Source organism: Pseudomonas sp. LAIL14HWK12:I1 (assembly GCF_003202095.1).
Lineage (GTDB): Bacteria > Pseudomonadota > Gammaproteobacteria > Pseudomonadales > Pseudomonadaceae > Aquipseudomonas > Aquipseudomonas monteilii.
The window spans coordinates 269,426-283,708 of record NZ_QJKG01000001.1; the positions used below are offsets into that span (position 1 = coordinate 269,426).

Consider the following 14,283-nt stretch of genomic DNA (forward strand, 5'->3'; position numbering starts at 1 on the left):
ACTTGCCTCCGCGCCCCCGCTTGCGCATCCTAGTGCCCATCACCCCCGATGAAGCGTTTCCGGCCATGCGCCTGTTCCTCTGCGAAAAACCCTCCCAGGCAAAAGACATCGCCAAAGTGCTCGGCGCGAACCGTAAGGGCGACGGCTGCTGGCAAGGCACCGACGTCTGCGTCACCTGGTGCATCGGCCACCTGCTGGAAACCGCCCCGCCCGACAGCTACGACGAACGCTACAAGCGCTGGAACCTGGCCGACCTGCCGATCATCCCGGACAAGTGGAAGATGCTGGTCAAGCCCAAGACCGCCAGCCAGTTCAAAGCGGTCAAACGCCTGCTTGGCGAAGCGCGGGAACTGGTGATCGCCACCGACGCCGACCGCGAAGGCGAAATGATCGCCCGCGAACTGGTCGAACATTGCCGCTATCGCGGCCCGGTGCAACGCCTGTGGCTGTCGGCACTGGACGACGCGTCCATCCGCAAGGCCTTGGCCCGCCTGCTGCCCGGCCACGAAACCTTCAACCTGTACCACTCGGCGCTGGGCCGCTCGCGCGCCGACTGGCTGATCGGCATGAACATGAGCCGGCTGTTCACCCTGCTGGGCCGCCAATCCGGCTACCAGGGCGTGTTGCCGGTGGGCCGGGTGCAAACGCCCACCTTGCGCCTGGTGGTCGACCGCGACCGCAGCATCGCCGACTTCGTGCCCGTGCCGTTCTGGGCCATCGATGTGCAACTGGAACACGCCGGCCAACACTTCAATGCCCAATGGCGCGCCCCCGAGGACGCCTGCGACGACCAAGGCCGCTGCCTGAAGCACGCCTTGGCACAACAAGCGGCCACCGACATCGGTAACGCCGGCACGGCCCGCGCCGTCAAGGTTGCCACCGAGCGCGTGCGTGAAGCCGCACCACTCCCCTTCGACCTCGGCACCCTGCAGGAGCTGTGCTCGAAAAAGTTCGGCCTCGGCGCCCAGGAAACCCTCGACATCGCCCAGGCCCTGTACGAAACCCACAAGCTGATCACCTACCCGCGCAGCGACTGCGGTTACCTGCCGCAAAGCCAGCACGCCGAAGCGCCGGCCATCCTCGCCGCCTTGCAACGGGCCGATGCCAGCCTGGCGCCTCTACAGCCCTACCTGGAGCCGCAGCGCCGCTCGCGGGCATGGAACGACGCCAAGGTCAGCGCCCACCACGGCATCATCCCCACCGCCGCCGCCAGCGACCCGTCGCGCCTGCCGGCCAAGCACAAGGCGGTGTATACCCTGATCCGCGCCCGCTACCTGGCGCAGTTCCTGCCCAACCATGAGTATGACCGGACCCAGGCCGACTTCGACTGTGCCGGCCATGCCCTGCGCGCGGTGGGCAAGCAGATTGTCGAGCCGGGTTGGCGCCGCGCCCTGCCCGAGGCGTTGACCCCGGCCAAGGGCCGCGAAGCGCCACCCGCCCAAGTACTGCCGGCACTGCGCGAAGGCCAGGATTGCAATGTACAAGGCCTGCAACTGAAAGACCTGTGGACCCAGCCGCCCAAGCCTTTCACAGAAGGCGACCTGATCAAGGCGATGAAGAACGTGGCCAAGCTGGTGGATGATCCACGGCTGAAGCAGAAGCTCAAGGAAACCACCGGCATCGGCACCGAGGCCACCCGCGCCAGTATCATCCAGGGCCTGCTTGACCGAGGCTACCTGGTGAAGAATGGCAAGGCACTGGCCGCAACGCCCGCGGCCTTCAGCCTGATCGATGCCGTGCCCCGCGCCATCGCCGACCCTGGCACCACGGCGATCTGGGAGCAGGCGCTGGACATGGTGCAAAGTGGCGAGATGAGCCTGGAAGAATTCGTCGCCCGGCAGTCGGCGTGGATGGGCAAGCTGGTCGAGCGGTGCAGCGGCATGCGCATGACCATCAGCGGGCCGGCTGCCGGGGCGGCGGCGCCTTGGAAGAAGAAGCGGCGCGGTGGCGGGAAAAGCAAAACGGCTGGCAGCAAGTCGGCCGCCAGCAAGCCGCGTCAGCCTCGGAGAAAAGCGACAACCTGAGGTTTATGCCATTTCAGGACTGGCCGCTTCGCGGGTAAACCACAAACTGGACTGACAGATTGGCACCATGAATTTTACCTGCTAAGTTTTCATGAAAATAATCACAATAATTTTCATGAGGTCTATGCATGTTCAAGCAGTCCGCCCAGCACGTCGCCAGCTACTACGCCCAGACCTACCCCGCCAACATCCCCCTACGCCAAACCCTGCAAGGCACCCACGACACCGATGTGCTGATCATCGGCGCCGGTTTCAGTGGCCTGCACACCGCCCTGCGCCTTACCCAGGCTGGCAAGCGCGTGACGCTGCTGGAAGCAAGCCGCGTGGCCTGGGCCGCCTCCGGGCGCAACGGCGGCCAGGCGCTACTGGGCTGGTCGTGCGATATGCCGCCGCTGGAAAAGGCCTTGGGCATCGAACGTACCCAACGGCTGTGGGCCAGCATGTGCTGGGCCGCTGACGAAATGCGCGACCTCCCCCAGCGCCACGGCTTCGAGATCGATTACCGGCTGGGCAGCCTATGGACCGCCGTGCTACCGCGCCGGGTGAAACTGCTTGAAGAAGCCCTGCACGAGGCTGAGCACAAATGGGGCTACGACGCCCTGCGCCTGATCGGCCGTGAAGAGCTGCCGCAATGGATCGACAGCCCGCGCTATCAGGCCGCGCTGTATGATGCCAAAGGTGCCCACCTCAACCCGCTGAAGCTGGCACAAGGCCTGGCCAGCGCCATCGAAGCCGCTGGCGGCCATATCTACGAACAAAGCCAGGTACTCCGCTACCTGCAGGCAGGCGATGGCTACGTTGCCCGAACCGACAAAGGCGAAGTGCGCTGCAACGTGTTGGTGCTGGCCTGCAACGCCTACATCGACCGCCTCGACCGCAGCCTGTCGCGCCGCCTGTTGCCAGTCGGCTCCTATCAGGTGGCCACCGCGCCACTGGACCCCGGCTTCGCCCGTTCGCTGCTACCGCGCAACAGCTGCGTGATCGACAACCAGTTCGTACCCGACTACTTCCGCCTTACGCCGGACCACCGCCTGCTGTTTGGTGGCGGCTGCACCTACCTGGGCGGCATCCCCAAGGACGTCGCCAGCGCCACCCGGCCCTACCTGGAGCGCGTCTTCCCGCAACTGGCCGGGGTGGCCATCGACTATGCCTGGGGCGGCCATATCGACTGCAGTATCCAGCGCACCCCGGACGTCGGCCGCGAGGGCCAACGCTACTGGCTGCAAGGTTTCTCCGGCCATGGCGTGCTGCCAACCCTGGCAGCGGCACGGGCGGTCAGTGATGCAATCCTCGGTGACGCTGACCTGCTGGCGCTGTACCAAGGCATCGACAACGGCCGTTTCCCCGGTGGCGACCTGCTGGCAGCACCGCTGGAAGCTGCCGCCAAGGCCTGGTACCGGATGCGCGACCGCGCCTGAAGACGGCCGGCGCTTGCTGCCCGAAAATCTCTCCTATTCTCAATAGCTCCCTTAGGTTCCTGCACACAGGAGACACGACCATGAGCTATGTAACCACGAAGGACGGGGTGCAGATTTTCTACAAGGATTGGGGCCCACGCGACGCACCGGTCATCCACTTCCACCACGGCTGGCCGCTCAGCGCCGATGACTGGGACGCGCAGATGCTGTTCTTCCTGGCCCAGGGTTTCCGCGTGGTCGCCCACGACCGCCGTGGCCATGGGCGTTCCAGCCAGGTATGGGACGGCCATGACATGGACCACTATGCCGATGATACGGCTGCCGTGGTTACTCACCTTGGCACTCAGGGCGCCGTGCATGTCGGCCACTCGACCGGTGGTGGCGAGGTGGTGCGCTACATAGCGCGGCACCCGGAAGACAAGGTGGCGAAGGCCGTGCTGATCGCCGCTGTACCACCACTGATGGTGCAAACACCCGCCAACCCCGGCGGCCTGCCCAAGTCGGTGTTTGACGGGTTTCAGGCCCAGGTGGCCAGTAACCGGGCGCAGTTCTACCGGGATGTGCCGGCCGGGCCGTTCTATGGCTACAACCGCCCTGGTGTCGAAGCCAGCGAAGGAATCATCGGCAACTGGTGGCGCCAAGGCATGATCGGCAGTGCCAAGGCCCATTACGATGGCATCGTGGCGTTTTCCCAGACGGACTTCACCGAGGATTTGAAGGGCATCCGGCAGCCGGTGCTGGTGATGCATGGGGACGATGACCAGATCGTGCCGTATGAGAATTCCGGGGTGTTGTCAGCGAAGCTGCTGCCCAATGGCACACTGAAGACTTACAAGGGCTACCCGCATGGCATGCCGACTACCCATGCCGATGTGATCAATGCGGATCTGCTGGCGTTTATACGTAGCTGATGTCATTACCATTCCGGACCTCATCGCGAAACGACCCACCTTCGCGCAGAGGTCCGTTTGCACTGCAAAGATAAATAACGCACAACAAAAAACAGCCACTAGCCTTTGGCAATCTCCGTAGACCCATCATTTTTGCCAGTTGCACTTCTACCCTGAACGCCCGACAGTGTACTGCCTTTTCATGGCACGGTGACGCCCATGGCCTTTACCCAAAACCCAACCAGATCAGTTAATCGTTCCCACAACAAACTGCAGCACTATGCATACTCGTGCTATGGCTTCAAGGCGTCTACTCCAGCCATGCCAACACTCGGCTTCAACGGGCAAACTGTTGACCCTATAACCGGAAACTATCATCTTGGCATTGGCTATAGAGCTTACAATTGCATATTAATGAGATTTCACTCGCCTGATAGCGCTAGCCCTTTTGAAAGGGGTGGCCTGAACGCATATGCTTACTGCTCCGGAGATCCAGTTAACTATCAGGACCCTTCAGGCCATGGCAGGTTCTTCAAGAACCTCTTCAGGAGCAAAACACTTTCAGAACGCCGCGATATCTCACTTCAGGCAATCGAAGAAAACCCAGTGCTTGACAAATATAAACCCATCGCCGACAACAGCCTAAACAAACATGAACTCAAATTGATATCAAAAGCAGGCAAAGGCATAAAGGCCATTACCACCGCCAAAGCTGAGAACGAAGAATTCGTACGCAGCCTAAAACCCACCGAACAAGATAAATACCTCCACCCCTCGGGGGAAATTAAACACGACAGCATAGGAGATCAATTTGGCATCAATGAATACCATCTAGCACTTAGTGCTTATGAGTCTCTGATAAAAACCCTAGACAGCATTTTGCCTGCATACTCAAGAAACAGAGAACCCACACCCCATTCATCTTTATCACTTGCAGAACAAAGTAAAAACCTAAGAAAACAATAGCTTTTGAAAATAGAACATCTCAAGTGGGAACACATGTTAACTGACAAAATCGGGCTTCCGGCATTACTATAGCGGCCTTGACTGCACCAACTGCCTGAAGCCTCCCATGCCCTTCGAACTCACCGTAGAACCCCTAACCCTGCTGATCCTGGCCCTGGTCGCCTTCGTCGCCGGTTTCATCGATGCCATCGCCGGTGGCGGCGGCCTGCTGACCACCCCGGCCCTGCTCACCGCCGGCATGCCGCCCCACCTGGTACTGGGCACCAACAAGCTCAGCTCCACCTTCGGCTCGGCCACTGCCGGCTTCACCTACTACAAACGCAAGCTGTTCCACCCGGCACAATGGCGCCCGGCGCTGTTCGCCACCTTGGTCGGGGCATCGATTGGCGCAGTGGTTGCCCACTACATGCCGGCCGAATGGCTTAACAAGATGCTGCCGGTCATCGTCTTCGCCTGCGGCATCTACTTGTTGTTTGGCGGCACGCCAAAAGCGCCGCTGGATGCCGATGCACCGATCAAGAAGAAATGGCAGATGCCACAAGGCTTCACCTTGGGCTTCTACGATGGCGTGGCCGGGCCGGGTACCGGGGCCTTCTGGACCGTCAGTACCCTGCTGCTCTACCCCATCGACCTGGTCCGCGCCAGCGGCGTGGCGCGCAGCATGAACTTCGTCAGCAACATCGCAGCGCTGACGGTGTTCATCATTTCCGGGCAGGTGGACTACATCGTCGGCCTGTGCATGGGCCTGTCGGTGATGGTCGGTGCCTTCTTCGGCGCACGCACGGCGATCAGCGGCGGCAGCAAGTTCATCCGCCCGGTGTTCATCACCGTGGTGCTGGCGTTGACCGTGCGCCTAGCGTGGCAGCACTGGTTCGGGCAGGCCTAAGCGACGCGCAACGTACAAATCGATCAGATAACGGGCGATGGAGCGCCCGGCCGGCAGCGGCGGCAGGTCGTGGACACTGAACCACCGGGCGTCCTCGATCTCGTCCGGCTGCATGACGATGTCGCCCCCCGCGTACTCGGCATGGAACCCCAGCATCATCGAATGCGGAAACGGCCAGCACTGGCTGCCGACGTACTGGATGTTCTGCACCTCCACCGCCACCTCTTCTCGTACTTCGCGCACCAGGCAGTCTTCGGCCGACTCGCCCGGTTCGGCAAAGCCTGCCAGGGTGCTGTACACACCGGTGACGAAGCGCGGCGAGCGCGCCAGCAGGATTTCGTCGCCACGGGTCACCAGCACGATCATGCTCGGCGAAATGCGCGGGTAGCTGCGCAGATCGCAGGGCTGGCAGTACATCGCCCGCTCCCAGCGGATTTGCGTCATCGCCTGGCCACAGCTGCCGCAAAAGCGGTGCTCGCGGGCCCAGGTACCGATCTGCGCGGCATAACCCAGCACCTTGTAGGTGTCGAAGTCACCTTCAAGCATGAACGCGCGCAGGCCACGCCAGTGGCAACCGGGCACGTCAGTGGCGCTGCGCAGCTCCAGCAGGAACACCGGTTGGCCGTCGAAGTGGCCGATGCCATGCTCGCACAGTACATCGAGATCCTGGCGCTTGAGCCAGTCGCGGGGGAACAGCGCGCCGTTGTCGTCCACCAGGAACCCTTCCGGACTGCGGGCCACGGCCACGCCCCCGGTTATCTGCGGGTCGAGTACTGCAGTTGTCCAGCGTGCTGACATATCGGGGGTTCCTTTACTGCACGTCCCCCGGCCCGATCAGTCGGCGAACGTCGGTTTCTGTTTGCTCATGTGTGCCGTCACGGCCACACGCAGGTCTTCGGACTGCAACATCGCGGCGTTCCAGGTGGCGATGTAGTCCAGGCCATCGTCAATGCGATGGTCACGCATGTAGCTGAGCATTTCCTTGGTGCCGGCCACGGCGATCGGCGATTTTGCGGCAATCTCGCGGGCGATGGCAAAGACCCCGTCAAGCAATGCGGCCTGATCATCATAGACCCGGTTGACCAAGCCGATGCGCAGGGCTTCGTCCGCCGCAACGTTGCGCCCGGTGAAGGCCAGCTCACGCATCATGCCGTCACCGATGATACGTGGCAAACGTTGCAGTGTGCCGACATCGGCGGCCATGCCCATGTCGATTTCCTTGATCGAGAACTGGACATCGTTGCTGCAGTAGCGCATGTCGCAGGCCGAGATGAGGTCGATGGCACCACCGATGCAGTAGCCTTGCACGGCAGCCAGCACCGGCTTGCGGCACTTGTCCACGGCAGTGAACGAGGCCTGCAGGCGCTGGATGGTCTTGCGCAGGAAGCGCGCATTGCGGCCCACATCCTTGCCCATCTGCCCGGCCAGCGACGCCAGCATCATCAGGTCGATACCGGCGGAGAAATGCTTGCCGGCACCGCTGATCACCACCGCGCGCACCGCATCGGTGTCGTCGATCCACTGGAAGATGTCGATGATCTCCTCCCAGAAGGCGGCGTTCATCGCGTTGACCTTTTCCGGGCGGTTGATCTGAACGTGGGCAATGTTATCGGTCAGTTCGACCTTGAATGCGCTGTACTCGGTCACGGGCGGCACTCCTGCGGGTGAAGGGTTCATGGCTCGGAATGGTAACCCAGCCCGATGACCGCACTTGTGCCAAAAACGGGACTGCACGCCTTGCCTAAGACGCGCCGTTCCGGCACCGTGCGCCATCGCCGAATTATAAGGATACAAATACATGTCACGCTCCCCGACCGGCGCCCTCGCCCACAGTTTTCTGGGCCAGTCGCCGCTTTGGTACAAGGCGGTCATCTGCCTGTTCCTGGTGCTCAACCCCCTGCTCCTGGTAACCGTAGGCCCGGTTGCGGCCGGGTGGGCGCTGGTACTCGAGTTCATCTTTACCCTGGGCATGGCGCTGAAGTGCTACCCGCTGATGCCCGGCGGCCTGTTGCTGATCGAAGCCCTGCTGCTGCAGATGACCACGCCACAGGCGCTGTACGAGGAACTGCAGCACAACTTCCCGGTGATTCTGCTGCTGATGTTCATGGTTGCCGGTATCCACTTCATGAAGGAACTGCTGCTGTTCCTGTTCTCACGCATCCTGCTGGGCGTTCGCTCGAAGGCAGTCCTGTCCCTGCTGTTCTGCGTGCTGTCGGCATTCCTCTCGGCGTTTCTCGATGCGCTGACCGTGACGGCGGTGATCATCAGCGCTGCGGTTGGCTTTTACGCCGTTTACCACCGTGTCGCCTCCGGGGCCAACCCGCGTGAAGACAGCGCGCTCGATAGCGATCAGCAAGTGGCACAATTGCACCGCGAAGACCTCGACCAGTTCCGCGCCTTCCTGCGCAGCCTGCTGATGCACGGCGCGGTGGGTACTGCCCTGGGCGGTGTTTGCACGCTGGTGGGCGAGCCGCAGAACCTGCTGATCGGCCATGAAATGGGCTGGCACTTCGCCGACTTCTTCTTCAAGGTGGCGCCCGTGTCGCTGCCGGTACTGGGTGCCGGCCTGCTCACTTGCGTGCTGCTGGAGAAGCTTCGCCTTTTCGGCTACGGCACGCTGATGCCTGAACCCGTGCGTCAGGTGCTGGCCACCTATGCCGCCGAAGACGACGACGCGCGCACCCAGGCCCAGCGCCTGGCGCTGTGGGTGCAAGGGTTGGCTGCGCTGATCCTGATCGTATGCCTGGGGCTGCATGTGGCCGAGGTTGGTCTGATCGGCCTGATGGTGATTGTGCTGATCACGGCCTTTACCGGCATCACCGATGAGCACCGCCTGGGCCGTGCCTTCCAGGACGCCATGCCGTTCACATCCTTGCTGGTGGTGTTCTTCGCCGTGGTGGCAGTGATTCATCAGCAGCAACTGTTCAGCCCCTTGATCAGCTGGGTGCTGACGCTGCCTGCCGAGCAACAGCCGGGCATGCTGTACCTGGCCAACGGCCTGCTGTCGGCAATCAGCGACAACGTGTTCGTTGCCACCATCTACATCACCGAAGTGAAGCAGGCGTTTCTCAATGGCGGCATGAGCCGCGAGCATTTCGAGACGCTGGCGGTGGCGATCAATACCGGTACCAACCTGCCCAGCGTGGCGACACCGAATGGCCAGGCTGCGTTCCTGTTCCTGCTGACCTCGGCGATTGCGCCGTTAATCCGGCTGTCGTATGGGCGGATGGTGTGGATGGCCTTGCCTTACACAGTGGTCATGGGTGGGCTGGGGTGGTGGGCGGTGACCTACTGGTTGTAATCGTTCGACGGGGACTTATGTACACCCTTCGCCACAATCCCGTACAACTTTTGCCCTGCGCCCGCATCGAAGCACAGGTAAGCCCCCATCCGTTCCAAGGAGTTTCGCCATGGCACTACGCACCCCGTTGCTGCTGTCCTGCATCACCCTGGCCCTGCTCGGTTGCGCCGGTAACGATCACCCGGCACCGCCGCATACCCAGCAGGTCGACCTGCAACGCTACCAGGGCACCTGGTACGAACTGGCGCGGCTACCGATGTTCTTCCAGCGCAACTGCGTGCAGTCCGAGGCGCATTATGGCCTGCGTACCGATGGCCGCATCGACGTGACCAACCGTTGCCAGGAAAAGGACGGCCAGTGGAATGAAGCCAAAGGTGTCGCCGAAGCCCAACAACCGGGCAGTACCGACAAGCTGTGGGTACGCTTCGACAACTGGTTCAGCCGCCTGGCCCCCGGCCTGACCAAGGGCGAATACTGGGTGCTGTACCACGACAAGGACTACCGCGTGGCGTTGGTCGGCCACCCCAACCGTGAGTACCTGTGGCTGCTGTCGCGCACGCCGGCGGTCACCGACCAGCAACGCGAGCAACTGCTGAGCATCGCGCGGGAGCAAGGCTATGACACCAGCAAGCTCATCTGGCGGCAGGCAGACTAGCTCACCATCGACGGCCTGCGGCAATCCGGTTAAGGTGTGCGCCCTTTATCGACTCGAAGGATGCGCGCTTCGATGACGCCAGCCTGTACGAGCAAGGAGCCCTGAGCATGGACCTGCTGTTCCTGGGCACCTCTGCCGGGGTGCCGACCAAGGCGCGCAACGTCAGCGCCACTGCCGTGATCGAAGCCAGTGGCAGCCACTGGTACCTGGTCGACTGTGGCGAAGGCACCCAGCATCAACTGCTGCACACGCCGCTGTCGATCCGTGACTTGCGTGCCATTTTCATCACCCATGTGCACGGCGACCATTGCTTTGGCCTGCCAGGCTTGCTGGCCAGTGCCGGGATGAGCGGGCGCACCCGGCCGCTGGAGCTGATTTTGCCCGCCGCACTGCATGACTGGGTACGTCAGGGCCTGTTGGCCAGCGACACCTTCCTGCCCTTCGAACTGCGCCTGCTGGCCGTGGAGGACGTGGCCGAATGGCGCAGCGAGACCCTGCAAGTGACCACCGTGCAGTTGTCACACCGGGTACCGAGCGTCGCTTTCGTGTTCACCGAACTCAACCCCGAGCCGCGCCTGGACATCCAGCGCCTGGAAGCCGAAGGCATTCCACGCGGTCCACTGTGGGGCGAGCTGGCCAAAGGCCTGAAGACGCAGCATGGCGGGCAGTGGCTCGACGGTAACGACTACTTGCGCCCTTCGCGCCCGCCGCGCCGGGTGATCGTGTGCGGGGACAACGACAACCCCGAATTGCTGGCCGATGCCGCCAAAGGCGCGGATGTGCTGGTGCACGAAGCCACGTTCACCCAGGCAGTGGTCGAGCGCACCGGGGTTACCTTCGGTCACAGCACCGCAGCAGCGGTAGCGCGCTTTGCCGAAGCGGCAGGCGTGCGCAACCTGGTGCTGACGCACTTCAGCGCCCGCTACCAGAGCGATCCCAGACGCAGCCCGAATATCGATAACGTGCGTGACGAAGCCCTCGCCCACTACCACGGGCAACTGACCCTGGCGCAGGACCTGCAGCGCTATCACATAGGCCGCGATGGCTGTCTTGTAGCTGTTGGGTGATTTATGCCAAGAGATAGGCGTGGTGCTGACAGGTGCCAGCCTTGAATTTTGAGGTGGCGCGTAAACCGAGCGCCGCGCGGCCGGCGCTCGATCTCAAAGACGCCACATAACCCACGCCAGGCTAGGCCGCCAAGCGCCCGCTGGCAATGGCCTCCGATGCCGCCAGCATCGCCCGCAGCAATACCGCACACCCTGCCGCCAGGTCACCCGGCGTGGCGTTCTCGATCTCGTTGTGGCTGATGCCGTTTTCACACGGCACGAAAATCATCCCCGCCGGCCCTAGCTCGGCCAGGAAGATCGCGTCATGCCCCGCACCGCTGACGATGTCCATGTGCGGCAGGCCCAATGCCTTGGCCGACTCGCGCACCGCATCGACACAGCCCTTGTCGAAGTACAGCGCCGGGAAGTCAGCCGTGGGGACCAGTTCATGGCTCATGCCATGCTTGGCACAGGTGGCTTCGATCACCCCGCGCACCTCGGCAATCATCGCATTCAGCTGCTCGCCCTCCAGGTGGCGGAAGTCCAGGGTCATGCGCACTTCACCCGGGATCACGTTACGCGACCCGGGGTACGCCTGCAGGCATCCTACGGTGCCGCAGGCATGGGGCTGATGGCCGAGGGCGGTGCGGTTGACCGCTTCCACTACCGCAGCGGCACCGACCAATGCATCCTTGCGCAGGTGCATGGGCGTCGGGCCGGCATGGGCCTCGACACCACGCAGTGTCAGATCGAACCACTTCTGGCCGAGGGCACCCAGCACCACGCCGATGGTCTTGGCCTGATCTTCGAGGATTGGCCCCTGCTCGATATGCGCTTCGAAATACGCCCCCACCGGGTGGCCCAGCACCGCACGCGGACCGGCATAGCCGATGGCGTTCAACGCCTCGCCAACGCTGACACCCTGGGCATCTCGCTTGGCCAGGGTATCCTCCAGGGTGAACTTGCCGGCGAACACCCCTGAACCCATCATGCACGGCGCAAATCGCGAACCTTCTTCGTTGGTCCACACCACGACTTCCAGCGGCGCTTCGGTTTCCACGCCCAGGTCGTTGAGGGTGCGGATCACCTCCAGCCCGGCCATCACCCCGAAGCAGCCATCGAACTTGCCGCCGGTGGGCTGGGTGTCGATATGGCTGCCGGTCATCACCGGGGGCAGCTTGGGGTTACGCCCGGGGCGGCGGGCAAAGATGTTGCCGACGGCGTCGATGCCGACCGTGCAACCGGCGGCCTCGCACCACTGCACGAACAGGTCGCGGGCCTGGCGGTCGAGGTCGGTCAGGGCCAGGCGGCAAACGCCCCCTTTCGCGGTGGCGCCGAGGCGGGCCAGGTCCATCAGCGATTGCCACAGGCGGGTGCTGTCGACGTGGTGGGCATTGGTTTTCAGGATGTCTTGAACTGGAGTCACGGGTTTCTCCTTCAGGCTTTTTGTTGTCTGTTCGGGCCTCTTCGCGGGCGCGCCCGCGAAGAGGCAGACTGGGTCTCAAGGCAAGGGCTTGGCCAGCCGCGCCGGATTGCGCGCCGCCACGCTGGCGAAGACGTAATACAGCCCCCCACCCAGCAGCGAGCCGGTGAACCAGCCGTAGTCGTAAAACCAGCTGAAACTGCTGTTGCCAATGGCCATCACCGTAAGCGCCACCGGCAACGCAAAGGCGGCAAACCCGGCCCAGTTCCACGCGGGATACACGTCATCCCGGTACAGCCCGGCCAGGTCCAGCTGCTGCCGACGGATCATGAAGTAGTCCACCACCATGATCCCGGCAATCGGCCCGAGCAGGCTGGAATAGCCAAGCAACCAGTTGGAGTACACGCTCTCCAGGCTCAGGTCGGACACGATCCAGCCCAGTTTTTTCAGCAGCTCATGCCCCATCAACGCCAAACCGATGAAGCCGGTCAGCCATACGGCACGGCTGCGTCCGATCAGGCGAGGGGCAATGTTCTGGAAGTCGTTGGTCGGTGACACGATGTTGGCGGCGGTGTTGGTCGACAGCGTGGCGATCACGATCAGTGCCATGGCCAGGGCCACCCAGAACGGGCTGTGGATTTTGCCGATCAGGCTGACCGGGTCGGACACCGTTTCGCCCACCAGCGATGCCGAGGCAGCGGTCAGCACCACACCCAGCGAAGCGAACAGGAACATGGTCAGCGGCAGGCCGAAGATCTGCCCCAGAATCTGGTCTTTTTGGCTGCGGGCGTAGCGGCTGAAGTCGGGAATGTTCAGCGACAACGTGGCCCAGAAGCCGACCATGGCGGTAAGCCCGGCGCAGAAGTAACTGACCACGCTCGCCCCTTCCGGACGCTTGGGTGGCTGGGCCAGCAGTTCGGTCATCGACATGTGCGGCAACGCCCAGAACAGCAGCCCGACGCCCACCGCCACCAGCAGCGGTGCCGACAGTGTTTCCAGCCACTTGATCGACTCGGCGCCGCGCAGCACCACCCACAGGTTCAGACACCAGAAGATCATGAAGCCGATCACCTCGCCGGTGCCGCCCAGTGCTTTCCAGTCATCGAACACCGACCCGAGGAACAGGTGAATGGCCAGCCCGCCAAACATCGTCTGGATACCAAACCAGCCGCACGCTACCACCGCGCGGATCAGACACGGGACGTTGGAGCCGAGGATGCCAAAGGACGAGCGCAACAACACCGGAAACGGGATGCCGTACTTGGTGCCGGGGAACGCGTTGAGGGTAAGCGGAATAAGCACGATCACGTTGGCCAGCAGGATAGCCAGCAACGCCTCGCCCACGCTGAGGCCGAAGTAAGCCGTGAGCACGCCGCCCAAAGTGTAGGTGGGCACGCAGATGGACATGCCTACCCAGAGGGCTGTGATGTGCCATTTGTTCCAGGTGCGCTGGTGCACTTTGGTGGGCGCGATGTCGTGGTTGTAGCGCGGGCTGTCGAGGACATCACTGCCCTCGGACAGTTCGAACAGGCCATCTTGCTCGACCACTTCCGATCTGCTCTGTTGCATGGGCCCTTCTCCAGATTTTCTTTTAGTTGTTTGCTCATCGGGCTAACTCGATGGCCGGAGTACGCACGCGTAATCGTGCTTAAAAATCTCGACCAGATTTTCATC

The 14,283-nt window shown here is 62.6% G+C and carries 12 protein-coding genes; 8 read left to right on the top strand and 4 right to left on the bottom strand.

The window, feature by feature from the left end; genetic code table 11:
- Positions 1 to 65: 65 nt before the first annotated feature.
- The 5 genes from D906_RS01360 to D906_RS01380 all read left to right on the top strand — a co-directional run bounded on the left by D906_RS01360 (position 66) and on the right by D906_RS01380 (position 6,184).
- Positions 66 to 2,024: a DNA topoisomerase III gene (locus tag D906_RS01360; RefSeq protein WP_027608787.1), complete on the top strand. Its 1,959-nt coding sequence runs from the start codon at positions 66 to 68 to the stop codon at positions 2,022 to 2,024.
- A gap of 128 nt (positions 2,025 to 2,152) precedes the next feature.
- Positions 2,153 to 3,442 (top strand): FAD-binding oxidoreductase, encoded by a 1,290-nt coding sequence (locus tag D906_RS01365; protein ID WP_027615036.1) that lies wholly within the window; start codon positions 2,153 to 2,155, stop codon positions 3,440 to 3,442.
- An 80-nt stretch (positions 3,443 to 3,522) separates the two neighbouring features.
- Complete coding sequence (locus D906_RS01370; protein ID WP_019096718.1) at positions 3,523 to 4,353, top strand: alpha/beta fold hydrolase; 831 nt, start codon at positions 3,523 to 3,525, stop codon at positions 4,351 to 4,353.
- 198 nt (positions 4,354 to 4,551) lie between these two features.
- Entirely contained in the window at positions 4,552 to 5,298 is a 747-nt protein-coding gene (locus D906_RS01375) for an RHS repeat-associated core domain-containing protein (protein ID WP_080587342.1), read from the top strand.
- A gap of 106 nt (positions 5,299 to 5,404) precedes the next feature.
- Entirely contained in the window at positions 5,405 to 6,184 is a 780-nt protein-coding gene (locus D906_RS01380) for a TSUP family transporter (protein WP_019096717.1), read from the top strand.
- On the opposite strand, the gene nudC is transcribed toward D906_RS01380, so the two are convergent.
- Both nudC and D906_RS01390 read right to left on the bottom strand, forming a co-directional pair.
- Entirely contained in the window at positions 6,152 to 6,982 is an 831-nt protein-coding gene (gene nudC / locus D906_RS01385) for an NAD(+) diphosphatase (protein ID WP_019096716.1), read from the bottom strand. The genes D906_RS01380 and nudC overlap by 33 nt on opposite strands.
- 36 nt (positions 6,983 to 7,018) lie before the next feature.
- Entirely contained in the window at positions 7,019 to 7,831 is an 813-nt protein-coding gene (locus D906_RS01390) for a crotonase/enoyl-CoA hydratase family protein (protein ID WP_025753447.1), read from the bottom strand.
- Positions 7,832 to 7,982: 151 nt separating this feature from the next.
- Between D906_RS01390 and nhaB the strand changes: the two genes are divergently transcribed.
- The 3 genes from nhaB (at position 7,983) to D906_RS01405 (ending at position 11,207) form a co-directional block, all read left to right on the top strand.
- The gene (gene nhaB / locus D906_RS01395; RefSeq protein WP_019096714.1) at positions 7,983 to 9,485 is read left to right on the top strand and encodes a sodium/proton antiporter NhaB; all 1,503 of its coding nucleotides are present in this window, start codon (positions 7,983 to 7,985) and stop codon (positions 9,483 to 9,485) included.
- A gap of 109 nt (positions 9,486 to 9,594) precedes the next feature.
- Entirely contained in the window at positions 9,595 to 10,140 is a 546-nt protein-coding gene (locus tag D906_RS01400) for a lipocalin family protein (protein WP_019096713.1), read from the top strand.
- Between the two features lie 107 nt (positions 10,141 to 10,247).
- Positions 10,248 to 11,207: a ribonuclease Z gene (locus tag D906_RS01405; protein ID WP_019096712.1), complete on the top strand. Its 960-nt coding sequence runs from the start codon at positions 10,248 to 10,250 to the stop codon at positions 11,205 to 11,207.
- A gap of 121 nt (positions 11,208 to 11,328) precedes the next feature.
- On the opposite strand, the gene D906_RS01410 is transcribed toward D906_RS01405, so the two are convergent.
- Positions 11,329 to 12,612, bottom strand: coding sequence for a Zn-dependent hydrolase (locus D906_RS01410; protein ID WP_027615037.1), 1,284 nt, complete (start codon positions 12,610 to 12,612; stop codon positions 11,329 to 11,331).
- A gap of 75 nt (positions 12,613 to 12,687) precedes the next feature.
- Positions 12,688 to 14,178, bottom strand: a complete 1,491-nt coding sequence (locus D906_RS01415) for an NCS1 family nucleobase:cation symporter-1 (protein ID WP_019096710.1) — start codon at positions 14,176 to 14,178, stop codon at positions 12,688 to 12,690.
- Positions 14,179 to 14,283 lie beyond the last annotated feature (105 nt).